This is a genomic window from Delftia sp., from assembly GCF_059499305.1.
On record NZ_JCABYI010000004.1, the window covers coordinates 224,246 to 248,005 of the forward strand.

Annotated in this window: 20 protein-coding genes; 13 read left to right on the forward strand and 7 right to left on the reverse strand. The window is 68.7% G+C overall.

Features of this window, described 5'->3' with window-relative positions; translation table 11 throughout:
* The first annotated feature begins 54 nt into the window (after nt 1-54).
* Both AC5I49_RS02880 and AC5I49_RS02885 read left to right on the forward strand, forming a co-directional pair.
* On the forward strand, nt 55-2,406 hold the full coding sequence (locus AC5I49_RS02880) for a Tex family protein (protein WP_016446804.1): 2,352 nt from the start codon (nt 55-57) through the stop codon (nt 2,404-2,406).
* Nucleotides 2,407-2,434: 28 nt separating this feature from the next.
* On the forward strand, nt 2,435-3,274 hold the full coding sequence (locus AC5I49_RS02885; RefSeq protein WP_016446805.1) for an HDOD domain-containing protein: 840 nt from the start codon (nt 2,435-2,437) through the stop codon (nt 3,272-3,274).
* Between the two features lie 15 nt (nt 3,275-3,289).
* Here AC5I49_RS02885 and AC5I49_RS02890 read toward each other — a convergent pair whose 3' ends face one another.
* From AC5I49_RS02890 to AC5I49_RS02905, 4 genes are all read right to left on the reverse strand, one after another.
* Nucleotides 3,290-4,534: an SEL1-like repeat protein gene (locus tag AC5I49_RS02890; RefSeq protein ID WP_016446806.1), complete on the reverse strand. Its 1,245-nt coding sequence runs from the start codon at nt 4,532-4,534 to the stop codon at nt 3,290-3,292.
* Nucleotides 4,535-4,581: 47 nt separating this feature from the next.
* Nucleotides 4,582-6,219 (reverse strand): DUF4384 domain-containing protein, encoded by a 1,638-nt coding sequence (locus AC5I49_RS02895; protein ID WP_016446807.1) that lies wholly within the window; start codon nt 6,217-6,219, stop codon nt 4,582-4,584.
* Nucleotides 6,220-6,461: 242 nt separating this feature from the next.
* Nucleotides 6,462-6,887, reverse strand: coding sequence for a hypothetical protein (locus AC5I49_RS02900; RefSeq protein ID WP_016446808.1), 426 nt, complete (start codon nt 6,885-6,887; stop codon nt 6,462-6,464).
* 98 nt (nt 6,888-6,985) lie between these two features.
* Nucleotides 6,986-7,447, reverse strand: coding sequence for a hypothetical protein (locus AC5I49_RS02905; protein WP_016446809.1), 462 nt, complete (start codon nt 7,445-7,447; stop codon nt 6,986-6,988).
* A 672-nt stretch (nt 7,448-8,119) separates the two neighbouring features.
* On the opposite strand from AC5I49_RS02905, the gene AC5I49_RS02910 reads away from it, so the two are divergent.
* The 3 genes from AC5I49_RS02910 to AC5I49_RS02920 all read left to right on the forward strand — a co-directional run bounded on the left by AC5I49_RS02910 (nt 8,120) and on the right by AC5I49_RS02920 (nt 12,559).
* Nucleotides 8,120-8,899, forward strand: coding sequence for a LuxR C-terminal-related transcriptional regulator (locus tag AC5I49_RS02910; protein ID WP_016446810.1), 780 nt, complete (start codon nt 8,120-8,122; stop codon nt 8,897-8,899).
* Nucleotides 8,900-8,959: 60 nt separating this feature from the next.
* Nucleotides 8,960-9,829, forward strand: coding sequence for a sensor histidine kinase (locus tag AC5I49_RS02915; RefSeq protein WP_227740768.1), 870 nt, complete (start codon nt 8,960-8,962; stop codon nt 9,827-9,829).
* Nucleotides 9,830-9,979: 150 nt separating this feature from the next.
* A complete protein-coding gene (locus AC5I49_RS02920; RefSeq protein WP_464180872.1) occupies nt 9,980-12,559 on the forward strand; it encodes an AI-2E family transporter in 2,580 nt (859 codons plus the stop codon).
* Between the two features lie 25 nt (nt 12,560-12,584).
* On the opposite strand, the gene gbd is transcribed toward AC5I49_RS02920, so the two are convergent.
* Nucleotides 12,585-13,721 carry a 4-hydroxybutyrate dehydrogenase gene (gbd, locus tag AC5I49_RS02925; RefSeq protein WP_016446813.1) on the reverse strand — a complete coding sequence of 379 codons (1,137 nt, stop codon included), beginning with the start codon at nt 13,719-13,721 and terminating at the stop codon, nt 12,585-12,587.
* A gap of 272 nt (nt 13,722-13,993) precedes the next feature.
* Here gbd and AC5I49_RS02930 point away from each other — a divergent pair, with 272 nt between their 5' ends.
* Both AC5I49_RS02930 and AC5I49_RS02935 read left to right on the forward strand, forming a co-directional pair.
* On the forward strand, nt 13,994-14,998 hold the full coding sequence (locus AC5I49_RS02930; RefSeq protein ID WP_034349036.1) for an alpha/beta hydrolase: 1,005 nt from the start codon (nt 13,994-13,996) through the stop codon (nt 14,996-14,998).
* A 46-nt stretch (nt 14,999-15,044) separates the two neighbouring features.
* Nucleotides 15,045-15,908, forward strand: coding sequence for a YbgC/FadM family acyl-CoA thioesterase (locus tag AC5I49_RS02935; RefSeq protein ID WP_013802704.1), 864 nt, complete (start codon nt 15,045-15,047; stop codon nt 15,906-15,908).
* Between the two features lie 35 nt (nt 15,909-15,943).
* Here AC5I49_RS02935 and ygfZ read toward each other — a convergent pair whose 3' ends face one another.
* Nucleotides 15,944-16,891, reverse strand: coding sequence for a CAF17-like 4Fe-4S cluster assembly/insertion protein YgfZ (ygfZ, locus tag AC5I49_RS02940; RefSeq protein WP_288896151.1), 948 nt, complete (start codon nt 16,889-16,891; stop codon nt 15,944-15,946).
* Nucleotides 16,892-16,937: 46 nt separating this feature from the next.
* On the opposite strand from ygfZ, the gene mltG reads away from it, so the two are divergent.
* The 6 genes from mltG (at nt 16,938) to AC5I49_RS02970 (ending at nt 21,841) form a co-directional block, all read left to right on the forward strand.
* On the forward strand, nt 16,938-17,939 hold the full coding sequence (gene mltG / locus AC5I49_RS02945) for an endolytic transglycosylase MltG (protein ID WP_016446816.1): 1,002 nt from the start codon (nt 16,938-16,940) through the stop codon (nt 17,937-17,939).
* Between the two features lie 56 nt (nt 17,940-17,995).
* Nucleotides 17,996-18,682 carry a dTMP kinase gene (tmk, locus tag AC5I49_RS02950; protein ID WP_495788817.1) on the forward strand — a complete coding sequence of 229 codons (687 nt, stop codon included), beginning with the start codon at nt 17,996-17,998 and terminating at the stop codon, nt 18,680-18,682.
* The gene (locus tag AC5I49_RS02955) at nt 18,679-19,728 is read left to right on the forward strand and encodes a DNA polymerase III subunit delta' (RefSeq protein WP_016446818.1); all 1,050 of its coding nucleotides are present in this window, start codon (nt 18,679-18,681) and stop codon (nt 19,726-19,728) included. The genes tmk and AC5I49_RS02955 overlap by 4 nt, the downstream gene beginning before the upstream one ends.
* A gap of 128 nt (nt 19,729-19,856) precedes the next feature.
* Nucleotides 19,857-20,216, forward strand: a complete 360-nt coding sequence (locus tag AC5I49_RS02960; RefSeq protein ID WP_016446819.1) for a PilZ domain-containing protein — start codon at nt 19,857-19,859, stop codon at nt 20,214-20,216.
* 96 nt (nt 20,217-20,312) lie between these two features.
* Nucleotides 20,313-21,119 (forward strand): TatD family hydrolase, encoded by an 807-nt coding sequence (locus tag AC5I49_RS02965; protein ID WP_016446820.1) that lies wholly within the window; start codon nt 20,313-20,315, stop codon nt 21,117-21,119.
* Nucleotides 21,116-21,841: an ankyrin repeat domain-containing protein gene (locus AC5I49_RS02970; protein WP_016446821.1), complete on the forward strand. Its 726-nt coding sequence runs from the start codon at nt 21,116-21,118 to the stop codon at nt 21,839-21,841. The genes AC5I49_RS02965 and AC5I49_RS02970 overlap by 4 nt, the downstream gene beginning before the upstream one ends.
* 48 nt (nt 21,842-21,889) lie before the next feature.
* Here the strand turns inward: AC5I49_RS02970 and msbA are convergent, their stop codons facing one another.
* Nucleotides 21,890-23,707, reverse strand: a complete 1,818-nt coding sequence (gene msbA / locus AC5I49_RS02975) for a lipid A export permease/ATP-binding protein MsbA (protein ID WP_016452860.1) — start codon at nt 23,705-23,707, stop codon at nt 21,890-21,892.
* Nucleotides 23,708-23,760: the final 53 nt, after the last annotated feature.

Sequence of the window (23,760 nt, forward strand, 5' to 3'; positions counted from 1 at the left end):
CGTGTGGCACACTTGGCCGCTTTTCCGGATTCCACGCCACGGGGCGCCTCTCGAATGCAAAAAATCATTGCCCAAATCGCCGCAGAACTGAATGTCAAGCCGCAGCAGGTGGGTGCCGCGGTCGAATTGCTTGATGGCGGAGCCACGGTTCCGTTCGTCGCGCGCTACCGCAAGGAAGTCACGGGCGGACTGGACGACGCCCAGCTGCGCCAGCTCGACGAACGTCTGGGCTACCTGCGCGAGCTGGAGGACCGCCGGGGCGCGGTGCTCAAGGCCATCGACGAGCAGGGCAAGCTGACCGACGCGCTGCGCCTGGCCATTGCCAATGCGCCCACCAAGCAGGAGCTGGAGGACATCTACCTGCCCTTCAAGCAAAAGCGCCGCACCAAGGGACAGATCGCCAAGGAATTCGGCATCGAGCCGCTGGCCGACAAGCTGTTTGCCGACCCCACGCTGGACCCGCACAAGGAGGCCGAGGCCTTCTGCAAGCCGGCCACCACCCTGGACGACGGCAAGCCGGGCCCTGATTTCTCGACCACGTTGGCCGTGCTCGATGGTGTGCGCGACATCCTGTCGGAGCGCTGGGCCGAAGACCCGGCCCTGGTGCAGAAGCTGCGCGAATGGCTGTGGGAAGACGGCCTGCTGCGCTCCAAGAAGGTCGAATCCAAGAACGAGAACGACCCCGAGGTCGCCAAGTTCCGCGACTATTTCGAATACGACGAGCCCATCGGCCGCGTGCCTTCGCACCGCGCGCTGGCGGTGTTCCGCGGCCGCGCGCTGGAAATCCTCGAGGCCAAGCTGGTCCAGCCCGTGGAGCCCGAGCCCGGCCAGCCCAGCCTGGCCGAAGGCAAGATTGCCCTGCACCTGGGCTGGAGCCACGCCAAGCGCGCCAGCGACGACCTGATCCGCAAGTGCGTGGCCTGGACCTGGCGCGTCAAGCTCAGCCTGTCCACCGAGCGCGACCTGTTCTCGCGCCTGCGCGAAGACGCCGAGAAGGTGGCCATCAAGGTCTTTGGCGACAACCTGCGCGACCTGCTGCTGGCCGCCCCTGCGGGGCAGCGCGCCGTCATCGGCCTGGACCCGGGCATCCGCACGGGCGTCAAGGTGGCCGTGGTGGACAGCACGGGCAAGCTGGTGGACACCACCACCATCTACCCGCACGAGCCGCGCCGCGACTGGGACGGCTCGCTGGCCGTGCTGGCCCGCCTGGTCGAAAAGCACCAGATCAACCTGATCGCCATCGGCAACGGCACTGCCAGCCGCGAAACCGACAAGCTGGCCGCCGACCTGATCAAGATCGCCAGCAAGGCCGACCGCCAGATCGAGAAGGTCGTGGTCAGCGAGGCTGGCGCTTCTGTGTATTCCGCCAGCGAGTTCGCCTCGCAGGAAATGCCCGACGTGGACGTGAGCCTGCGCGGCGCCGCCAGCATTGCGCGCCGCCTGCAGGACCCGCTGGCCGAGCTGGTCAAGATCGACCCCAAGAGCATCGGCGTGGGCCAGTACCAGCACGACGTGAACCAGAGCGAGCTGGCGCGCCAGCTCGACGCCGTGGTCGAGGACTGCGTGAACTCCGTGGGCGTGGACCTGAACACGGCCTCGGCGCCGCTGCTGTCGCGCGTCTCGGGCCTGTCGGGCAGCGTGGCCAAGTCCGTGGTGCGCTGGCGCGATGCCAACGGCTCCTTCAGGAGCCGCAAGCAGCTGATGGACGTGGCCGGCCTGGGCGCCAAGACCTTCGAGCAGGCGGCGGGCTTTCTGCGCATCCGCGGCGGCGACAATCCGCTGGACATGACGGGCGTGCACCCGGAAACCTACCCGGTGGTCGAACGCATCATTGCCACCACGGGCAAGAGCGTGGACCAGCTCATGGGCCGCTCCGAAGTGCTCAAGGGCCTGAAGGCCGAGCAGTTCGTGAGCGAGCAGTTCGGTGCCATCACCGTCAAGGACATCCTGGGCGAGCTGGAAAAGCCCGGCCGCGATCCGCGTCCGGACTTCGTCGTGGCCCGTTTCAATGACGGGGTGGAGGACATCAAGGACCTCAAGGAAGGCATGACGCTGGAGGGCACGGTCAGCAACGTGGCCCAGTTCGGCGCCTTCGTGGACCTGGGCGTGCACCAGGACGGCCTGGTCCACGTCAGCCAGATGAGCCACAAGTTCGTCGAGGACGCGCGCGAGGTGGTCAAGACCGGCCAGATCGTCAAGGTCAAGGTGCTGGAGGTCGATGTGGCGCGCAAGCGCATCAGCCTGACCATGAAGCTGGATGCGGCACCGGCGCGGCGCGACGGCCCCCGTGACAACCGCTTCGAGAGCGCAGGCCGCGGCAGCCAGGGCGGGCAGCGCCGTGCGCCCGAGCCGGTGCAGCAATCGGCCATGGCCTCGGCCTTCGCCAAGCTGCAGACCCGCAAGTAGTCCCGCGCACGGCAAGGCAGGAAACGCGATGGCTGCGCATGCACTGGACCTGCAGACGCTGTTGGCACAGGCCCTGGCCCTGCCGGCGCAGCCGCGCATCGTGGCCTTGCTGCTGCGCGAGCTGGTGCCCGAGCAGCCCAGCCTGCGCCGGCTGAGCCAGCTCTTCGCAGCCGATCCTGCGCTGGCCGCCGGGCTGCTGGCCCAGGCCAACGGCCCGGTGTTCGGCATGGCGGGACGTGTCACCGGCATTCCCGAGGCGCTGGCCCTGCTGGCGCCCGCGCAGCTGCGCCAGATCGTGCGGGGCATACCGCTGGGCGTGGGCGCCCATGCCGTGCCGGGCATGGCCATGCCGGCCTTCTGGCGCTACAGCGTGGAAGCCGCCCGCGTGGCGCGCGCGCTGGCCGGCACCGTGCAGGCCAGCCCCACGGCGGCCTATGCCGCAGGGCTGATGCACGGCCTGGGGGAGCTGGCCATGCACATGATCGACCCTGGCCGCGCCGCCACCATCACCGAACTGGTCGGCCCGCTGGACCCGCGTCGCGCCGAGCTGGAAATGCGGCTGTGCGGCTACACATACAGCCATGTCAGTGCGGGCCTGGCCCGCCGCTGGAACCTTCCGCCGCTGCTGGCCGATGCGCTGCAGCACCTGTACGCGCCGCTGGCCCAGCCGGGCTTCGATCCGCTGGCCTGCGTGCTGCACATCGCTGCCTGGCGCGCCCGCTCGCGCGAGGCGCAGTGGGACGAGCGTGCCCTGGCCGTGAGCTTTCCCGGCGAAGTGGGCGTGGCCCTGGGCCTGGACATCGACATGGTCCTGCGCCAGGACCCGGTGGACTGGATGGCCGACACCGGCCTGGACGTGGTGCTGTAGCGCCTCGCTCCTGCCTCAGTGCCTGTGCCAGGGCGCCGGCACCATGTCGAACAGCGGCGTGGGATCGCGCCGGTAGGGCGCGGGGCTGACGGGCGCCATGGGCTGCATGGTCATGGGGTCTATGCGCGCCAGCTGCTGCATCCATCCGATGTCCACGCCGCCGCCCGGTGCGGGGCGCGAGTAGATCAGCTCCAGCATGCGACGCGATGCCACATGGCCGTGGGATGCGGCCTGCTGGTACAGGCGCAGCGCCTCGGTGTAGTTGGCCGGCACGCCGTCGCCGCGATGGTAGCGCTGCGCCTGCTCCCATTGCTGCTGGGCCGTGACGGGCTGGCGCACCTGGATGTCCTGCTCGCTGGGCGCTCCACTCAGCTGCGGCGTGCGCTGCATGGCCTGCGGCCCCTGCGCTGCAGGCGTGGAGCTGCCCTGCGCCGACACCAGCTGGCCTGCGGGCCGCAGGCGCTCGCCCAGCATCTGTGCATTGGTCGCGGCGCTGGATGAGCGCGCCGCTGCCGCGCGGAACTGGCGCAGCGCTGCCTCGGGCTCGTCCTGCGCGAGCAGGGCCAGGCCCCATTCCAATTGGGCGCCGGGGCTGCCGGAGCGCGCTGCGCGCTGCAGCAGTTCCTGGTCGGGCGTGCCTGCCACGGCCAAGGCCTCGCCCACGGGTTCGGCCGTGGACAGCGGTGCCAGGCGCCGCGCCAGCAGCCATTCCAGGTACTGGGCGCGGGCCGGGTCGGTCTTGGCCAGCTGGGCGATCCAGGGTCTTGCGGCCGGTGGGTCGGGCGGCTGGCCGCAGCCGTCCATGGCGCACCAGGCCAGTCCCGCACTGGCCAGTGGATGGCCGGCGCGCTGCGCGCGCTCGAACCATTGCCTGGCCTGCGGCCCGTCCTGCGCCATGGCAATGCCATGCAGTGCCAGCAGGCCCATCACCCATTGCGCCTCGCGCTGCGTGGCCAGGCTCACGCCCTTGCCTTCGGCGCGGCTGCGCAGCTGGGACAGGGCCCGTTGCTGGGCGGTGTCGGAGGTGGATGAGATATTGCTGGTGCCGGGCTGTGCGCTGAACAGGCCGGTGGTTGCCACCCGGATGGGGGCCACCGGCGTGAAGCGTGCGGCAGCCTGCACATGCGCCGGCATGGCGGGCGTCACGCCGGGCGGCAGGACCAGCAGGCCCGCCAGCACGAGCCTGACGGACAACCGCAGCGCAGTTGCGAGCCGCTGCGCACGGGCGGCGCACAGCGGTTCGTGGGCGTGGGACGGCATGGCGTGTGCCTCCGGTGGGTTCGTGGACGGGGCGGTTGTCAGGCGCATCAGCGCTTGGCCTGGGCCGGAACCACTTGCCAGAAGCGGGCCATGCCTGTGTACTGGTCGGCGCCCAGTCCGCTAGCCATGGCCTGGTTGACATCCTCCAGTGTGCGCATGCCCGGGATGGCGATGAAGGCCTTGTTCTGCAGCAGTTGGGGCAGCTTGTCGCTCATGTTCTGCTCGGTGGCAAAGCAGGCCACGCCTTCCTTGCCTGCCGGGCCGGCATTGATCACATAGCCGGGGTTGGGGCTCATCCAGTCGGGCAGGCGCACGGACTGGGCGGCCGTGATCCAGCCCGAGCGGTTCACATCGTTGGGCAAGAGCCTTACCACCTCGCCGTCGGCACCCGCCATGAAGCACGACAGATAAGAGGCGCGCGACACGGTGGCGGACAGGAACAGTTGCTCACCCGTCTCGAAGGAGGTGCGCGTGGGCGTGATGTTCTCCAGCCACAGGTCCAGCTTGCGGTCGGGCGCGGGGGCGCCGTAGCGGTAGTCGCCCGTGGCCACGGCCACGTTCTCGGCGGCGGTGGTGACCGGTGCCGCGCTCTTGGTGTTCCAGCCGATGCGCGTCATGTGTCCATCGGCGCTGACTGCCACGAAGTCTCGCAGTGCGCGCTCGTAGGTGCTGAAGTCCACCACGCCATTGACCACCATGCCGCTGTCGGCCTGGAAGCGCCCTATGGCCTCGCGCCACTGCGGGTTGCCTGCGGTGAAGGCCGGTGCGTCGGGAGGCAGATAGCCCTTGCTGATCAGCGACTGGCGCACCAGCTCCTGGTGGATGCCGGCCCCGCCCTCCTCATACCAATCGCGCAGCTGGCGCTGGAAGTCGGGATGGGTCTGGTCCAGCGTCAGGCACTGCCAGTAGGGCAGGCGTGACCATTTGCCCAGCAGTTCGATCATGCCCAGCTCGACCAGCGTGCGCACGGCCGGGCCCGAGCCCTGGGCATAGTCGCGGCCCACGCTGAACTGCACGCCGTAGGAGCCGATGCGGCCGGCCAGATCCAGACCCTGGCTGCCGTTGCCGATGACGACTTCGTTGGCCGAATCCAGGCCCGGAATGATGGTGCGCGTGCGGAAGTCACCCAGGTGCAGCTCCATGCCCAGCACGGCGCCGCTGCGGTTGGCGCTGTAGCCGGTTTCCAGGCGCGAGGCGCTGGTGCCTATGTCCACGTTGTTGCGCAGCACGTTCTGGTCCATGAAGGACACGGCGCCCGACACATACAGGGCCGGGCGCTGCAGCTGGATCTGGTTGTTGTTGAGCAAGATGGTGGTGAGGTTCTGCACCGTGTCCTGGCGGGCGATGTCCACCTCATAGTCCACGTAGCGGAAGGCGCTGCTGACGCGCGACATCTGGGACAGGGCGGTGACCACCATCTCCTTGGCGGCCACGGCCACGCGGCCCGTGTAGTCGGGCAACTGCTTGCTGGTGATCAGCACCGTGGGCATGTGGCTGTTGCGGAACATCCTGTCCATGCACATCAGCGAATCGGAGAAGCTCGATATGGAGCGCACCGGCCGCACCACCGGGCGGTCGGCCGCATAGACTTTTTCCAGGTATTTGGAATCCTTGCGCGCATCCAGCGGCGCGCAACCCGACAGCAGCACGATGGAGGCTGAAACGGCGCTGGCGACAACCCGCATGCAGCCCTGTCTGCCAGACCATCGCTGGCGCCAAGCCCCTCGGTAGTCCGCGTGGCCGCTGTCTGCCGGCCGGGGCGCGGCATCGTGGCGGGGAAGTCCTGGCGATGGGAGGCTGTTGCGCATGATGGACCTCTGCTGGAAAACGGCGAGCCAGGGCACAGGCGCGCACAGGCGCCGGCGCCGGAAATATGGGACGAGAGTGGCGGGGCGGCCCAGAGCCCGATGGCTGGCCGCCGGCCGCGCTATCGGCAGACGTTGACCAGATCACCCTTGAGAACCACGATCTGGTCCTTGGTGGTCTGTGGCCCGTAGCGATTGAATGCGCTTGCGTTGGTATTGCTGGCAATGTCCTGCGTGCAGGTGCGCTTCATGCCGGCACTGCTCATCGTGGTGGTGGTCACCACGTCGGCATCTGTGGCGACGCCCGGAGCATTGTTCATCGACATGGCTTCATAGCGCGCTATCTTGGCCTTGATGTTGATGGGTATGTCGGTCACGGTTTCCAGCCCCGTCGATGTCGTGGGCTTGGCCGTCGGCAGCCTCAGATAGTCCACGGGCTTGTTCAGTACCACCGGGTCTTCGCCCGGAGCGGCTGCGTGGATGGAGGACGCTCCGAGGGCGAGCCAGGCCAACAGGGCAGCCGAGCAGAGAATGGCGGCGTTATGCATGGTGGGCTCTCCTGGTGCGGAGGGCTGGGTCGGTGCCGGGAAGGCTATGCCGGTTGGCCGGGGGCCGTCCGGCAGTTGCCTTCACCCGGCAGCCAGGCTCAGCGATTGTTGTAGCAGGTCACGCAGCCGTTGTTGCTGGAGATGTTCTGCACTGCGGTGGAGCCGTTGCCGGCATAGTTGACGATGCCAGAGTTCTTGGCCGCCACGACCTGAATCGACAGGTCATTCACGTCGACTTCGCCGTAGTTGGAGGCGAGGTTGTTGACGGCCACGGCGCCCCAGCCATTGGCGACGTTCATGATGCCGGTTCCCGAGGCTGCCACGATCTGCAGAGAGCTGCCGCCGTTGTCGATGGACACATTGCCCGCATTGCTGGCCAGATTCTGGGAGGCCTTGCCGCCACCCGTTGCCATGTTCAGCACCCCGCTTCTGTTCAGCACCGTGACCTGGACGCTGGGTCCGTCGATTTCGATCTTGGAGCTGCTGCTGTAGCGGTTGTCTTGATCTGCCATGGCGGCGGTTGCGATCAGGCACAGGGAAAGAATTGCAAGCGATTTCATGATGGCTCCTTGGAAGGATCGGACTATCAGGAAGAGGTGTGTAAGCACCCGTTTTTCAGACACTTTGCGGAGGTTTCCGGCCTTGTCTCCCTGGACCCCAGCTCGTTGTCTGGACTCCAATGTGCTTGGGGTGCCCCTGCCGTTCCATCTCTTGTACGGGGTAGCCGTGAGCGCTGAGCCACGTGGCGGGTACTTACCCCTCCAAACCTTTGGCTGGCGGGCTGCATCGCGTTAAAGCAGCGGCATTGGGAGGTGAATGAAGTTGGGTAGTTTCAAGGTGTAACGACAGAAAATTTGCAGTTGCAGCTTCGCTTCAGGCCGTTGATCCGGCGGGCATGGGGCCATCCAGACAACCTGGTGTATCGAATTGCATACGCTTGGTTCAGGCGCCGGAGGAAGGCGTTGGACCGGCGGCTGTCATGGGGCCGGATCCAGGGGAGGATGGCGGGCATCGGCAAGGGCATGGCCTGCCAGGCCCGACAGGCCTGCCGGTCAGGTGATCAAGAAAGTACGGACCCGGCTTCTCACACAAATGTGTTAATTTGCAAGCTACGCAATCTTTCACAAACTTCGTCAAAGATTGTGGATATCGGTGGCGATTTCTCTTAATGTGAAAGGCGCGTATGTGATCGGTTGCGTCATATACATGACGTGACATTTGAGGAGAACAGCATGAATCCATCCGACGTTCCCGCCGATGCCCGTCCCCTGATCGCCGATTCCTCGCGCGCCCAGGCCATGCTGGGCACGGGTCTGAGTTCCGCCATGTGGCCAGACTATCTGGCCGGCCAGCCCGACAAGCCCGTGCGCGTGCTGCTGGTCGATGACGATGCCCACATCCGCATGGTCATTGCCCAGGAAATCATGAACGACCCGCGCACCCTGGTCGTGGCCCAGGCCGGAAGTGTCCGAGAGGGTCGCAAGGCCATTCGCCAGCACGAGTTCGACGTAATGCTGGTCGACCTGAACCTGGGCGACGGCGAGGGCTTCGAGCTGCTGGACATGATGAAGACCGTGCGGCCCACGGCCGAGGCCGTCATCATCTCCGTGATGGAAAACGACGAGCAGGTGCTGCGCGCCTTCGAGCTGGGTGCCACGGGCTACCTCGTCAAGAACTCCTGGTTCGGCAACTACCCCCAGGCCGTGCTGCAGGTGGCCAATGGCGGCGCATCCGTCACTCCCAGCCTGGCGCGCAGGTTGCTGCAGCGCTTCGACAAGACCCAGGGCGCCGAGCCCAAGCGCCGCTCGCCCGACGAGGCAGACCGCCTGTCCACCCGCGAGCGCGAGGTGCTGCGCATGGTGGCCAGCGGCTACACCAGCGCCGAGATCGGCTCGCGCCTGATGATCAGCGCCATGACGGTCAACACGCACATCAAGAACATCTACCGCAAGCTGCAGGTGCGCACACGCGCCCAGGCGGTGCGCTTTGCATCGCTGCGCGGCCTGTTCTGATTGGCTGGCGCCGCAGGGGCCCGTGCGGCCCGCCCCGCCGCCGCTTCCCACCGCATGGCCATGAAGGACTCCCTTCGCGCATTGGCAGTCTGCCTGGCACTGGGCCTGCTGCAGATGCTGGCGCTTTGCGCCTGGCTTTGGCAGCAGGGCGACCAGGCTCCGCTGTGGCTTCGCCTGTGCAGCCTGTCCCTGCTGGTCTTGACGGCCTTGCTGTGTGCGATGGGCGCCTCGCGCCTGCGCAGGCTGCTGCTGTGGCGGCGCAGGCGCAGCCCCCGGCCCTCGCGTGAGGTGCAGGCCGAGCGCCGGCGCATTGCCGCCGATCTGCACGACGGCGTGGGCGGCCTTCTGGTGAATGCCATGGCCTTGCTGGAGCCGAGCGAAACCCGGCAGCGCCAGGCGCAGGAGTTGCTGGAGCAGGCCTTGCTGGACCTGCGCCTGCTGGTGGACGCCATGGACGCCGTGGAGGACGCCTTGCCCGTGCGCCTGGCGCGCCTGCGCCACCGGCTGCAGCCCGTGCTGGACCGCCGTGGCATGCAGATCCGCTGGAGCGTGGCCGATCCGCAGTCCGAGCCGGGCCTGCCCGATCTGCCCGATCTTCCTCGAGGCCAGTCGTCCCAGCACCTGCTTGCCATCACCCAGGAGGCCGTGAGCAATGTGCTGCAGCACGCACAGGCCAGCACGCTGTGGCTGGTGCTGCAGCCCCTGGAGCCGGGTATTGCGCGGGCGAACGGCGCCCATCCCGGCGCGCGCCGCGAGCTGCGCTGGGAGTTGCGCGTGGAAGACGACGGCCGCGGCCTGCCGCCGCGTACACCCGATGAGGCGCAGGGCATGGGCCTGGCAGGCATGCACCGCCGTGCCCACGCCATAGGGGCTACGCTGGACCTGGCGCCGCGTGCTGGCGGCGGCACGGTGGTGCGTGTGCGCTGGTGAGCTGGCGCGCTGTGGCAGCGACGGCGGCGGAGTTCCAGCGATTGCGGTGCCCGCTGACAGGGCCGGCCCGCATCGCGCTGTGCAATCCCACGATGGGCGCAAGTGCGGCAGCATCCACGCACGTATCCAAGCCCTGATGCCTGTCCCCCCATGAATCCACATCCCGACCTCACACCAGCGCCTTCCAGAAAACCAGGCGCTGAGAATGCCGCAGCCGATGCGGCCGGCAACGCGGCCGCTGCCGACGCGGCTTTCGCACGCAGCGTGCGTTCGGCCCTGCCGGGCCTGGCACAGCTGGCCGACATGGTGCCTGCGCTGCGCCTGCTCACCGGCCTGCTGGTGGCCAGCATCATCATCGCGGGTCTGTATTTCGGGCAGGGACTGCTGATTCCGCTGGCCCTGGCGCTGCTGTTCGGCTTTTTGCTCGATCCTGCGGTCTCCCGGCTCAGGCGCTGGGGCCTGCCGCGCATGGCGGCGACGCTGCTGGTGGTGGTCATGGCGCTGGCAACGCTGGCCGGAATGGGTACCTATCTGGGCAGCCAGGTGCAGCAGCTCAGCGCCGACCTGCCCACTTACCAGAGCACCATCCGCGACAAGCTGCGCAGCCTGCGCAGGAATGCCAACATGCCCAGCGCCTGGGACGGCGCCCTGCGCACCTATGACACGGTGGAGCGTGAGATCTCCCGCGGCGCCACCACGCCCCGCGTGCAGAAGGTGGAGATCCAGTCGCCCGAGCAAAAGCCCACGGCGCGCATGCTGCAGTGGCTGGGCCGAGTGGCCGAGCCCGTGACCACGGCCGGCATCGTGCTGCTGTTCGTGATCCTCATCCTGCTGGACCGCGATGACCTGCGCGACCGGCTGCTGCGCCTGATGGGCGGCAACCTGCATGTGGCCACCGACGCGCTGGACGAGGCCTCGCAGCGCATAGGCAAGTACCTGCGCATGCAGTTCGTGGTCAACATCACCTATGGACTGCCCATGGCGGCGGGGCTGTGGTTCATCGGCGTGCCGGGCGCCATTCTCTGGGGGGTGCTGGCGGCCATCATGCGGTTCGTTCCCTATGTGGGCGCCATGATCTCTGCCGCCTTCCCGCTGGCGCTGGCCTTTGCGGTGGATCCGGGCTGGCAGATGCTGCTGATGACGCTGGGGCTGATCATGGCGCTGGAGCTGATCAGCAACAACCTCATCGAGCCCTGGCTGTATGGCAGCAGCACGGGCCTGTCCACGCTGTCCATCATTGCGGCCGCGACCTTCTGGACGGCGCTGTGGGGGCCGATAGGGCTGATCCTGTCCACGCCGCTCACGGTCTGCCTGCTGGTGCTGGGCCGCTACATACCGGCGCTGCAGTTCATGGAGGTGCTGCTGGGCAGCTCCCCCGTGCTGGGTCCGGCCCAGCGGCTGTACCAGCGCCTGCTGGCCGACGATGTGGAAGATGCTGTCACGCTGGCGCATGAACTGGTGGACGCAAGGCTGCCGGCGCGGGCCTCGGCGGACGAACGCTCGGCCGCAGTGGCCGGCTTCTATGACGAGGTGGCGATCCCCGCGCTGCGCCTGGCCACCCAGCAGCACCTGGAGTCGGCCACGGCCGAGCACCGGCTGCGCCTGTCCAGCGGCATGGATGCCTTGGTCGAGGAGCTGCGGGAAAGCCATCCCGCGCCCGCAGACCTGTCCTCGCGGGCCCTGCGCATCCATTGCGTGGGCGCGCGCTGGGAGGTCGATGCCCTGGCAGCGGCCATGGTGGCGCACAGCGAGGCGCTGCGCGGCCACGTGGTCAGCTGCTCGGACTGGGCGCTGGCGGCCGATCCGCAATGGCGCCAGCTGGGGCAGGGCGAGGGCGGCGGCCTGCCGCAGGGCCATGCAGGCGCACAGGCCCTTGCCGAGGCGCAATTGCTGGTGCTCTCGGTCTTCAGCGCCCAGCCCCAGACCGTGGCGCGCCAGATCATGCGGCGGGTGCGCCGCCACTGGCCGCATCTGCGCGTGGTGCTGGCGCTGTGGAATGCGCCGGCCGTGGTGTCCGACCCCGAGTTCGCGCGCCGCTGCGGCGCCGCCGCCTGCGTGTCCAGCCTGCGCGAGCTGCAGTTGTGGGTGGACGCCTTGCGCCTGCCCGACGCGGCAGGCCAGGGCCTGGCCGCGCCCATTCCCGATGACGATGAGCAGCGCGTGCGCCAGCTGCGCGACAGCGGCGTGCTCGGGCCCGGCCTGCCGCCGCTGTACCACGAGGCAGCCCAGCAGGCCGCCAATGCCTTCGACGTGAAATGGGCCCAGGTCTCATGGGTCGATGCCGACCGCGTGCACACGCCCGGCAGCCTGCTGGTGGCGGACCAGGGCGACCCCGCATCGGCCGGGATGCCGCGCGGGCAGTCCATCTGCTCGTATGTGGTGCACGGCGGCGAGCCCCTGGTGGTGCACGACGCAGCGCGCGACCCCCGGTTTGCCGGCAACCCCGCACTGCAGGCCATGCGGCTGCGCTTTTACGCAGGCGTGCCGCTCAGGAACCGCCACGGCGCGGTGCTGGGCAGCTTCTGCATCATGGACGACGCACCGCGCGAGGTCTCGCCGGCAGATCTGGAGCTGCTGGCCGTCATGGCCGAGCAGCTGATGCAGACCGTGGAAGTGCGCCGCATGATGGAAAGCGGCGCAGTGCCGGCGCCGGCTCCCGCTCCCGCTCCCGCGTCTGTACCGGCGCCGCCACCCGCCCAGTCACCGGAGCAGTCACCGCCCGGCCACTGAGCCCGCTCACAGCGGCTACGGCGGCTCACAGCGAGGTGGCCAGCATCTGCTCGTAGTCGTCGGCGCTGGCCAGGCGCGGGTTGGTGCCGTGGCAATGGTCCTTGAGCGCCCCGCCGATCACGGCCGCGAACTGGGCGCGCTCCACGCCCATGGCGGCCAGGCCCGTGGGCAGGCCCAGGCGGGCGTTCATGTCGCGTATGGCTTCGGGAATGTCGCTGCCCGAGGCCAGGCCCATGGCGTGGGCCATTCGCTGCAGGCGCTGTTCGGCGCGCACGCTCTCGGCCTCGGCATTGAAGCGCACCACGGCGGGCAGGAACATGGCGTTGAGCGTGCCGTGGTGCAGGCGCGGGTTCACGCCGCCCAGGCTGTGGCTGAGGCTGTGCACGCAGCCCAGGCCCTTCTGGAAGGCCATGGCGCCCTGCATGCTGGCGCTCATCAGCTGGCGGCGTGCCTCGGCGTCCTGGCCATTGCGGGTGGCGCGTTCTATGTGTGCCCAGCCGCGCGTGAGGCCGTCCAGCGCAATGCCGTCGGCAGGCGGATTGAAGGCGGCTGCCATGAAGGTTTCCATGCAGTGGGCGATGGCGTCCATGCCCGTGGCGGCCGTCAGCATGGCGGGCAGGCCGTAGGTCAGTTCCGGATCGCAGATGGCGGCGCGCGGCACCAGGTGCCAGCTGTGAAAGCCCAGCTTGCGGTGGTCGTCCACGATGATGATGGCGCCGCGCGCCACCTCGCTGCCCGTGCCGCTGGTGGTGGGCACGGCAATCAGCGGTGCCACGCGCTCGGTGATGCGCGGCGAGCCGCCCTCGATGGTGGCGTAGTGCGACAGCGGCCCTTCGTGCGTGGCCGCAATCGCCACGCCCTTGGCGCAGTCGATGGCGCTGCCGCCGCCCACGGCGATCAGGCCGTCGCAGCGCTGCTCCTGGTAGATTGCCGCGGCCGCACGCACGGCGGCCTCGGTGGGGTTGGAGGGCGTCTGGTCGAACACTGCGTGCGGCATGTCGCCCAGCCCATCCAGCGCCTTTTGCAGCACGCCGGCCGCCTTGACGCCCTGGTCGGTGACGATCAGCGGCCGCGTGATGCCCACGCGCTCGCACTCCTGGCGCAACAGGCGCACGGCGCCGAAGTCAAACTGGATCTGGGTGACGTAGTTGATGAAAGCCATGGTCGGTGACTCGTTGCGGGCCGCTGCGGCCCGTGGTGGGGATCAGGGGGAGTGCGCCGAATCTAGACCGCGCGTGCTGCACTGCAAACAAAGCAAACCCTGAGAGGGCGCCTGCGCGGTCACGAGGGCGACAGCACGGGCGTGCACTGCCATCGCATGGCTGCCAGGGCCTTGTGCTCGCGGCACAATGCCTGCTGCGCGGCGCCTGCCGTGCCTTGCCGGCCGCGCCGCATTGCCTTGCCAGATGGCTCCGATCGAACCTGTCCCTGAACTTGCTCCTGAACGTGCCCCAGCCCGAATCCCGCCCCCACGCCACGCCGCTGCCGGCGTCCCTGACCCACCAGATGCGCGATGTGCTGCGCCGCATGGAGCGCGCCGCGCGCACGCCCCTGCACCAGCTGGGCGCCGAGGGTGCGCGCGCCGCCTATGAGGCGGGCGCCGGCGTGCTCGAAATTCCCAAGCCCGTCCTGCCGCGTGTCGAGGACCTGCAGATTCCCGCGCGCGATGGCGCCTTGCTGCCCGCTCGGCTCTATGCGCCTGAGGAGCGTGCCCAGGCACCGGCCTCTGGCCTGCCCGTGCTGCTGTACCTGCATGGCGGCGGCTTCACCGTGGGCAGCGTGGCCACGCACGACGTGCTGTGCCGCCAGTTGGCCCACCTCTCGGGCGCCATGGTGGTCTCGCTGGACTACCGGCGCGCGCCCGAGCACAAATTCCCCACGGCCCACAACGACGCCTGGGATGCGCTGCAATGGCTGGCTTCGCAGGGCGCCTTGCTGGGCGCCGACCCTGCACGCCTGGCCGTGGGCGGCGACAGCGCGGGCGGCACGTTGGCCGCAGCCTGCGCCATCCATGCGCGCGATGCAGGCCTGAAGCTGGCCCTGCAACTGCTGATCTACCCGGGCACGACGGCCCACCAGGACACTGACTCGCACCGCCGTTTCGCCCACGGGCTGGTCATTGACGAGCCGGCCATCACCTGGTTCTTTGCCCAGTACCTCAACAGCCCTGCCGACCGCGAGGACTGGCGCTTCGCCCCGCTGCTGGCGCCTGACGTGGACGGCGTGGCCCCGGCCTGGATAGGCCTGGCCGAATGCGACCCGCTGGTGGACGAGGGCGTGGAATACGCCGACAAGCTGCGCATGTCGGGCGTGCCCGTGGATCTGGAGATCTACCGGGGCGTGACCCATGAATTCGTCAAGATGGGCCGCGCCATTGCCGAAGCGCGCCGTGCACATGCCGACATGGCGCGCGCCTTGGCCGACGCCTTCGCGGCCTGAGAGCCAGGGCACCCAAGACACCCAAGACAACAGGAGAGAAAAACCCATGCAACGCCAAGATTTCCGCACGCTGCAACGCATCGAAGTGCGCTGGTCCGAAGTGGACGCCCAGAAGATCGTCTTCAACGCCCACTACCTGATGTACGCCGACGTGGCCGTCACCGACTACTGGCGCCAGCTGGGCATGCCCTATGAGTCATCCTTCGCGGCCCTGGGCGGCGAGCTGTTCGTCAAGAAGGCCACCACCACCTACCACGCATCGGCCACGCTGGGCGACGTGCTGCATGTGGGCATACGCTGTGCCAGGCAGGGCAATACCTCGCTGTTGTTCGAGGCCGGCATCTTCCGGGGCATGGAACTGCTCAACACCGTGGAACTGGTCTATGTGTTCGCCGATGCCACCACGCGCCAGCCGCTGCCCGTGCCGCAGCAGCTGCGCGACGTGCTCACCGCCTATGAGGCAGGCCAGAGCGTGGTGCGCGTGGCATCGGGCAGCTGGAACGACCTGGGCCGCGACGCCGAGCGCCTGCGCCTGGCCGTGTTCGTGCACGAGCAGGGCGTGCCGCGCGAGATCGAGATCGACGAGTTCGACCCCGTGGCCCGCCACGCCGTGGTCTACAACGGCCTGGGCCAGCCCATTGCCACCGGCCGCCTGGTCAGCGACAGCCCCGGCGCGGGCAGGATCGGCCGCATGGCCGTGGACCGCAGCGTGCGCGGCGGCCGCTGGGGCCGCATCGTGCTGGACAGCCTGGTGGAGGCCTCCCGCCAGCGCGGCGACCGCGAAGTCGTGCTGCACGCGCAGCGCCATGCCGAGTCGTTCTACCTGCGCGCGGGCTTCACGCCCGAGGGCGAGCCCTATGAAGAGGCCGGCATTCCTCACATCACCATGAGGAAAGTGCTCACCGCCTGAGCTGCAGGCAGCTCAGGCGGTGCAAGGCCCAAATCTCAAATGTCCTCGCGCAGCGCGTAGGGCAGGGGCTTGAGCTGCAGCGCCACGGCCTGCGCGGCATCGGCGCGCTGGCCCTCGCCCAGGGCGGCGTGGGCCAGCAGGCGCTGCTCAGCCGAGCTGATCTGCATGGAGACAATGGCGTCCCAGCCCCCGCCGGGCGCCGGGGCGGCCTGGACCACGGTGCCGGTGGCCTGCTCCAGATCCTCGGGCGTGAAGACTTCCATGCCGGCTGCCAGCGGCTGCTGGGCATGGGCGATGTAGGCGCGGCGCTTGAGCGTGCCCCGGAACTGGCTGCGGGCCACCACCTCCTGGCCCGGGTAGCAGCCCTTCTTGAAATTCACGCCTTCCACCGATTCGTAGTTGAGCATCTGCGGCACGAAGGCATCGACCACGGGTGCCGACAGCGTGGCGATGCCGCTGGCGACTTCGCTCCAGAGCCAATCGGCCTCACTGAGTGCGGGGCCTTCGGGCAGGGGCGCACCGACAGGGGCCACGCGCAGGGCGCGCGGCTGGCTGGCGGCCGGGTACAGGGCGATCAGGCTGGCGTCGCCGTCATCGGTCTTGGTCCAGGGCACGGCTGCCGGGCCCAGGGCCTGTACGGCGGCATCGCCAGCCAGCCCGTGGAGCGTGAATTCGGCCGTGGCGTCGCTGAGCTTGCACTTGGCGCGCAGCACGAACATGGACAGGCGCTTGAGCGTGGGTGCCAGCAGGCTGCGGTCGCACAGCAGCAGGATCTCGTCCTTGCTGCGCTTGAAGCCGATGAAGCTGGCCAGCATGCGGCCCTTGGCCGTGCAGAACGCCGCCAGACGCGCATGCTGCAGATCCAGCAGCGCGAAATCGTTGGTCAGCTGGCCATGCAGGAATGGGGCGGCGTCTTCGCCGAGGGCGCGTATCACGCCGAGATGGGAAACGGGGGCGATGCCGTTCAGTAAAGGCTGGGTCATGGCTGAATTATGATCAGCCGCTCTATTGCTTGCTTGGACCGAGGTTGTGCGCTTTATCTTTCGCGCTTTGATGATGCTGCTGGTGCTGGCAGCCGTGCTGGCCGGTGCCGGCTGGTGGTGGCTGAACCAGCCCCTGCCGCTGTCCCAGCCCACGCTGGAGCTGGAGGTCGAACCCGGCACCACGCCGCGCGGCGTCGCCCGCGAAGTGGTCAAGGCCGGGGTGCAGACCGATGCGCGGCTGCTGTACGCCTGGTTCCGCGTCTCGGGCCAGGACCGGCAGATCAAGGCCGGCAACTATGAACTGACCACGGGCCTGACCCCCTATGTGCTGCTGCAAAAGCTCGCGCGTGGCGAGGAATCGCTCAAGGCGCTGACCCTGGTCGAGGGCTGGAACTGGCGCCAGGTGCGCGCAGCCCTGGCCCGCGAGGAATTCCTGCGCCAGGAAAGCGCGGGCATGGACGATGCTGCCCTGATGCAGGCCCTGGGCCGTCCCGGGGTGGCGCCGGAGGGCCGCTTCTTCCCCGATACCTATACCTACGCCAAGGGCAGCTCCGACCTGGCCGTGCTGCGCCGGGCCCTGCATGCCATGGACCGGCGCCTGGCCGATGTCTGGGCGCTGCGCTCGGCCGACACGCCACTCAAGAGCCCCGACGAGGCCCTGACCCTGGCCAGCATCGTCGAGAAGGAAACCGGCCGCGCGGCCGACCGTGCCCAGATCGCAGGCGTGTTCACCAACCGCCTGCGCATCGGCATGCTGCTGCAGACCGATCCCACCGTGATCTACGGCCTGGGTGAGAAATTCGACGGCAACCTGCGCCGCCGCGACCTGCAGACCGACACGCCCTGGAACACCTACACCCGCGCGGGCCTGCCGCCCACGCCCATCGCCATGCCCGGCAAGGCCGCCCTCATGGCCGCCGTGCAGCCCAGCCAGACCAAGGCGCTGTATTTCGTGGCGCGCGGAGACGGCACCAGCCATTTCAGTGCCTCGCTGGACGAGCACAACCGCGCCGTCAACCGCTACCAGCGCGGCCAGCAAAAGCCCTGAGATATTCCCCAGGGCTGCTGCGGTTCCCGCGGCGCTTGCGTATCCTCTCTTTCCATATGACCAATGCAACCCCCGCCGGCCTGTTCATCAGCTTCGAAGGCATCGATGGCGCCGGCAAGTCCTCGCACATCGCGTCGCTGGCCCAGGCTTTCCGTGACCAGGGCCGCACGGTGACGCTCACGCGCGAGCCCGGCGGCACGCCGCTGGCCGAAAAGCTGCGCGCGCTGATGCTGCACGACGCCATGGACCCGCTGACCGAGGCGCTGATCGCCTTTGCCGCGCGACGCGACCACCTAGTGCAGGTGATCGAGCCCGCGTTGGCGCGCGGCGAGGTCGTGCTCTGCGACCGCTTCACTGATGCCACCTTTGCCTACCAGGGCGCAGGCCGTGGCTTCGACCTGCAGCCGCTGGCCACGCTGGAGCGCATGGTGCAGACGGGCACCGCCCCCCAGCCCGATCTGCTGCGCGAGCCCCACCTGACGCTCTGGTTCGACCTGCCCGCCGAGGTGGCCGCCGAGCGCCTGGCCTCGGCCCGCGTGCCGGACCGCTTCGAGTCCGAACCCGGCAGCTTCTTCGCCCGCGTGGCCCAGGGCTATGCGTCGCGCGCTGCAGCAGCGCCCCAGCGCTTTGCCCGCATCGACTCCAACGCCAGCCGGCATGCGGTCTGGCAGCAGATCACGCAGGTCATGGTGCGCCGGGGCTGGCTGGCCATCACGGTCGGCGGCCAGGGAGGTGCGGCATGAACGAAGCCCTGCCACAGCCGGCCGAGACCGACACCTCCTGGATTGCCGAACAGCGCACACGCCTGCTCGCACAGCGCGGCCATGCCTGGCTGCTGCAGGGGCCTTCGGGCCTGGGGCAGTACGCGCTGTCGCTGTCACTGGTGCGTGCCTGGCTGTGCGAGTCGCCGTCGCCGCAGGGCGCCTGCGGCCACTGCGGCAGCTGCCATGCCATCGACGTGCGCGCCCATGCCGACCTGTGCGTGCTCATGCCCGAGGTGCAGATGATGGCGCTGGGCTGGCCCCTGCCCGAGAAGGCCCAGGCCGACATCGACGACAAGAAGCGCAAGCCCAGCAAGGAAATCCGTGTCGAGGCCATGCGCGACGCCGTGGAGTTCTGCCAGCGCACCAGCGCGCGCGGGCGCGGCAAGGCCGTGCTGGTCTATCCGGCCGAGCAGATGAATGCCATCACGGCCAATGCGCTGCTCAAGACGCTGGAGGAGCCGCCAGGCGATGCGCGTTTCGTGCTCGCCAGCGAGGCATCGCACCAGCTGCTCCCCACCATTCGCAGCCGCTGCCTGATCCACACCATGGCCTGGCCGGATCAGCAAGAGGCCCTTTCCTGGCTGGACACGCAGGGCGTGCCCCCTGAAGCGGCCGCCGTGGCGCTGCGCGCAGCAGGCGGGCGGCCCGGCGATGCACTGGCATTGGCGCAAAGCGGTGGCGGCAGCGACATGGCGTCGTGGTCACAGCTGCCGCGTGCGCTGGCCAAGGGCGATGTGGCGGCCCTGGCCGCCTACGCGCCGCCCCATGCCGTGGAGGCCTTGCAAAAGATCTGCCACGACCTGATGGCACTGGCCGCAGGCGCCGCGCCGCGCTACTTCACGCCAGCCGACCTGCCTTCGCGGCCGCTGGACATGGGCCTGCTGGCCGAATGGTCGCGAACCCTGGCCCAGGCCGCGCGCACGGCCGACCATCCCTTCAACGCAGGCCTCATGGCAGAAGCCCTGGCCGCAGAGGCGCGGCGCGTGCTCATGTCCGGCCAGCCTGCCCGCCAGCGCCGGGCATGAAGGGCGGGGCACGGGAGAACATGGCCAGGCGCTTTTCGCCACATGAAAGCCCGGCCTGTTAACCTACGGCCCTGGGCCCGGTGCCGATTGCGCCGGCCGCTCACCGAACCAATGTCTGCAAACCATCCATGAGCACCGCACCCTCCACACCCCGTCCCAGCGTGATGCAACTGGCGATCAAGGAAAAGGCCGCGCTGTACGCCGCCTACATTCCCATGTTCGCCGAAGGGGGCGTTTTCGTGCCCACGCAGCGTGAGTACCGTCTTGGCGATGATGTCTACGTGCTGCTGACCCTGCCCGACGAGCCCCAGCGCTATCCCGTGGCCGGTCGCGTGGCGTGGATCACGCCCGCACGCGCCTCGGGCAACCGCACGCAGGGCATAGGCATACAGTTTCCCAAGGACGAGAAATCCGCCGAGCTCAAGGCCAAGATCGAGAACATCCTGGGCGCGGCGCTGAGCTCGGACAAGGCCACGCAGACGGTCTGATGGCTGCACCTGTTTCAGGTGCACCTGCCTGCCACGCATGCCGACAGGGAGGACAGCTCCCGGGTCGGCATGGCTGTTTCTGAACCACGAGATTCCATGTTTACCGATTCCCACTGCCATCTGAACTTCCCCGAGCTGCAAAGCCGCCTGCCCGAGATCCGCGAGGCCATGGCGGCCGCGCGTGTCACCCGCGCGCTGTGCATCTGCACCACGATGGAGGAGTTCGGCGATGTGCACCAGCTGGCGCTGGACCACGACAACTTCTGGGCCACCGTGGGCGTGCACCCCGATACTGAACACATGACCGAGCCCAGCGTGGGCGACCTGGTGGAGCGCGCCGCGCTGGCGCGCGTGGTTGCCATCGGCGAGACGGGCCTGGACTACTACGGCATGGAAGACCGCAAGGGCGGCCGCACCATTGCCGACCTGGAATGGCAGCGCGAGCGCTTTCGCGTGCACATCCGCGCGGCGCGCCAGACGCAAAAGCCCCTGGTCATCCATACCCGCAGTGCCTCGGACGACACGCTGGCCATCCTGCGCGAAGAAGGCGAGGACGGCTCGGCAGGCCAGGCCGGCGGTGTCTTCCACTGCTTCACCGAGACCATGGAGGTCGCGCGCGCGGCGCTGGACCTGGGCTACTACATCTCGATGTCGGGCATCGTCACCTTCAAGAACGCCCAGCACCTGCGCGACGTGGCCGCCTTCGTGCCGGCCGACCGCCTGCTGATCGAGACCGACAGCCCTTATCTGGCGCCCGTTCCCTATCGCGGCAAGACCAACAATCCGTCGTATGTGCCGTACGTGGCCCAGCAGATTGCACAGGTGCGCGGCATTCCGGTCGAGGAGGTGGCCGCCCTGACCAGTGCCAACTTCGATCAGCTTTTCAAGGGGGTTGTCGCATGAGACTGAATGCTGCGGCCGTCGGCCGCGTGGACCGTCGCCGCTGGCTGGCCCGGGCCGGCCGCGCCCTGACGGCCGTGGCTGCAGCCGGTGCCGGGCTGGCGCACGCCAGCCAGTACGACGACTACGTGCGTGCCATCGTCAGCGACAACGAGCGCGCCATGGTCAACCTGATCTTTCGCGGCTTCGATCCCAACACGCGCGACACGCGCGGCCGCCCGGGCCTGGTTGCGGCCCTGCACCAGGGCTCCCTGGGCGTCTTCGACGTGCTGCTCAAGTCCCCCGGCATCAAGGTCAACGAAGCCTCGCAGCAGGGCGAAACGCCGCTGATGATGGCCTGCATCAAGGGCCACCTGGACCTGGCCAAGGAACTCATACGCCGGGGCGCCGATGTCAACCGCCCCGGCTGGACACCGCTGCACTACGCCACCTCGGCCGACCTGCCCCAAACGCTGGACATCATCAAGCTGCTGCTGGACAAAAGCGCCTACATCGACGCCGAATCGCCCAACGGCACCACGCCGCTGATGCTGGCTGCCCAGTACAGCAGCGAAGCCGTGGTGGACCTGCTCATCGCCGAAGGCGCCGACGTCATCCTGCGCAACCAGCGCGGCTTCACCGCCGCCGACTTCGCCAGGCAGGTGGACCGCCAATACATGGTCGACAAACTCACCAAGGCCATCAAGGCCGAACGCAAGACCCAGCCCTCGCGCGGGAGCTGGTAGCCGCCAGCCGCAAGCGAAAGCGGCATGGCCGCCCCCAATCCTGTCCGCTCAGGTGGCGTGGTTCCTGCTCAACCTGGCATACAGCCCGTCGCGCGCCAGCAGTTCGGCATGCGTGCCTTGCTCGGCGATGCGGCCGCGCTCCATCACCACCACACGGTCGGCATGCTCGATGGTGGACAGCCGGTGGGCGATGACCAGGGTCGTGCGGCCCTGCATCAGCCGTGTCAGCGCCTCCTGCACCAGGCGCTCGGATTCGTTGTCCAGTGCCGAGGTGGCCTCGTCCAGAATCAGGACCGGCGCATCCTTGTACAGCGCCCGCGCAATCGCCAGCCGCTGGCGCTGGCCGCCGGACAGCTGGCTGGCGTTGTGGCCCACCACCGTCTGCAGGCCCTGGGGCAGGCCGCGCACGTGCGAGCCCAGGTTGGCGGCGTCCAGCGCCGCCCACAGCAGTGCCTCGTCTTCCACGCCACCCAGCGCCACATTGGCGGCAATGGTGTCGTTGAACATCACCACATCCTGGCTGACCATGGCGAACTGCTGGCGCAGGGCGGCCAGATCCCATTCGGGCAGGGGGGTGCCGTCCAGCAGCAACTGCCCATCCGTGGGCTGCAGAAAGCGCGGCAGCAGGTTCACCAGCGTGGTCTTGCCGGCGCCGGACGGCCCCACCAGGGCCACCACCTCGCCGGGTCGCACGCGCAGATCCACATGGCTCAGGGCGGGCGCCTTGTCCTCGCCAAACTGCACGGACACGTCGCGCAGCTCGATCTCGCCACGCGCCTTGCCGGGCACCTGGGTGCCGCCGGTCTCGTCGCCCGAGCCCTCCAGCAGATGCAGGCCGCGCTCCAGCGCCGCCACGCCGCGCGTGATGGGGTTGGCCACATCGGCCAGGCGGCGAATGGGGGCAATCAGCATCAGCATGGCCGTGATGAAGGCCGCGAAGCTGCCCACCGTCACATCCTGCACATTGGCCGCGGCGGCGCCCGTGCCCCGGCTTTGCCACAGTGCGATGCAGATCACGGCCGACAGGGCAGCAGCGGCCAGCAGTTGGGTCAGCGGTGTCATCGCGGCAGAGGCGATGGTGGCCTTGATGGCCAGCTTGCGCAGTTGCCCGCTCAGGCCGCCAAAGCGCTTTTGCTGGCCCTGCTGCGCGCCATGCAGGCGCACCATGCGGTGGGCCAGCACGTTCTCCTCCACCACATAGGCCAGGGAGTCCGTGGCCTCCTGGCTGATCTTGGTGATGCGGTACAGGCGGCGCGACAGCGTCTTCATGATCCAGGCCACGCCCGGCACCACGGCGGCCACCACCAGCGTCAGCTGCCAGTTCAGATACAGCAGGTAGCCCAGCAGCGCCACCAGGGTGAAGCCATCGCGCGAGATGCCCAGCATGGCCTGCACCAGCAGGGTGGAGCCGGTCTGCACCTCATAGACCACGGTGTTGGACAGCGATGAGGCCGACTGGCGCGAGAACAAGGCCATGTCGGCCGCCAGCAGCCGCTCGAACAGGCGCCTGCGCAGCGCCAGCATGCCCTCGTTGGCAATGCGCGCCAGCGCGTACTGGCCCACGAACTGCGACAGGCCCCGCACCAGGAACACGCCGATGATGGCCAGCGGCACCGACCACAGGGGCAGCGTGCCGTCGGTGAAGCCGCTGTCCAGCAGCGGCTGCAGCAATGCCGGTATCAACGGCTCGGTGACCGCACCCACCAGCGTGGCGGCCACGGCCATCGTCCAGGCCAGGCGCTGACCACCAAAATAGGGGGACAGGCGCTTCAGGCGCTGCGACAGGGTCAGGGTGCTGGCGAGATCATGGGCCGCCGGTGCGGCGGACGGCGCAGGGGCCGGCGGCGGTGAGGATGGTGCGTGCATGAAGCGCGGATTTTACGGCGGGCTTGCCTGGGGCTGCCCCATGGGGAACCGAT

Bases quoted from the DNA above. Each gene is read 5' to 3' on its own strand.
- AC5I49_RS02885 (WP_016446805.1), top strand. From the start codon at position 2,435: ATGGCTGCGCATGCACTGGACCTGCAGACGCTGTTGGCACAGGCCCTG.
- AC5I49_RS02965 (WP_016446820.1), top strand. From the start codon at position 20,313: ATGTTTACCGATTCCCACTGCCATCTGAACTTCCCCGAGCTGCAAAGC.
- AC5I49_RS02960 (WP_016446819.1), top strand. From the start codon at position 19,857: ATGAGCACCGCACCCTCCACACCCCGTCCCAGCGTGATGCAACTGGCG.
- ygfZ (WP_288896151.1), bottom strand. From the start codon at position 16,891: ATGACCCAGCCTTTACTGAACGGCATCGCCCCCGTTTCCCATCTCGGC.
- AC5I49_RS02890 (WP_016446806.1), bottom strand. From the start codon at position 4,534: ATGCCGTCCCACGCCCACGAACCGCTGTGCGCCGCCCGTGCGCAGCGG.
- AC5I49_RS02955 (WP_016446818.1), top strand. From the start codon at position 18,679: ATGAACGAAGCCCTGCCACAGCCGGCCGAGACCGACACCTCCTGGATT.
- AC5I49_RS02935 (WP_013802704.1), top strand. From the start codon at position 15,045: ATGCAACGCCAAGATTTCCGCACGCTGCAACGCATCGAAGTGCGCTGG.
- AC5I49_RS02880 (WP_016446804.1), top strand. From the start codon at position 55: ATGCAAAAAATCATTGCCCAAATCGCCGCAGAACTGAATGTCAAGCCG.
- tmk (WP_495788817.1), top strand. From the start codon at position 17,996: ATGACCAATGCAACCCCCGCCGGCCTGTTCATCAGCTTCGAAGGCATC.
- AC5I49_RS02905 (WP_016446809.1), bottom strand. From the start codon at position 7,447: ATGAAATCGCTTGCAATTCTTTCCCTGTGCCTGATCGCAACCGCCGCC.
- AC5I49_RS02920 (WP_464180872.1), top strand. From the start codon at position 9,980: ATGAATCCACATCCCGACCTCACACCAGCGCCTTCCAGAAAACCAGGC.
- gbd (WP_016446813.1), bottom strand. From the start codon at position 13,721: ATGGCTTTCATCAACTACGTCACCCAGATCCAGTTTGACTTCGGCGCC.
- AC5I49_RS02895 (WP_016446807.1), bottom strand. From the start codon at position 6,219: ATGCGGGTTGTCGCCAGCGCCGTTTCAGCCTCCATCGTGCTGCTGTCG.
- AC5I49_RS02910 (WP_016446810.1), top strand. From the start codon at position 8,120: ATGAATCCATCCGACGTTCCCGCCGATGCCCGTCCCCTGATCGCCGAT.
- AC5I49_RS02900 (WP_016446808.1), bottom strand. From the start codon at position 6,887: ATGCATAACGCCGCCATTCTCTGCTCGGCTGCCCTGTTGGCCTGGCTC.
- AC5I49_RS02970 (WP_016446821.1), top strand. From the start codon at position 21,116: ATGAGACTGAATGCTGCGGCCGTCGGCCGCGTGGACCGTCGCCGCTGG.
- AC5I49_RS02915 (WP_227740768.1), top strand. From the start codon at position 8,960: ATGAAGGACTCCCTTCGCGCATTGGCAGTCTGCCTGGCACTGGGCCTG.
- msbA (WP_016452860.1), bottom strand. From the start codon at position 23,707: ATGCACGCACCATCCTCACCGCCGCCGGCCCCTGCGCCGTCCGCCGCA.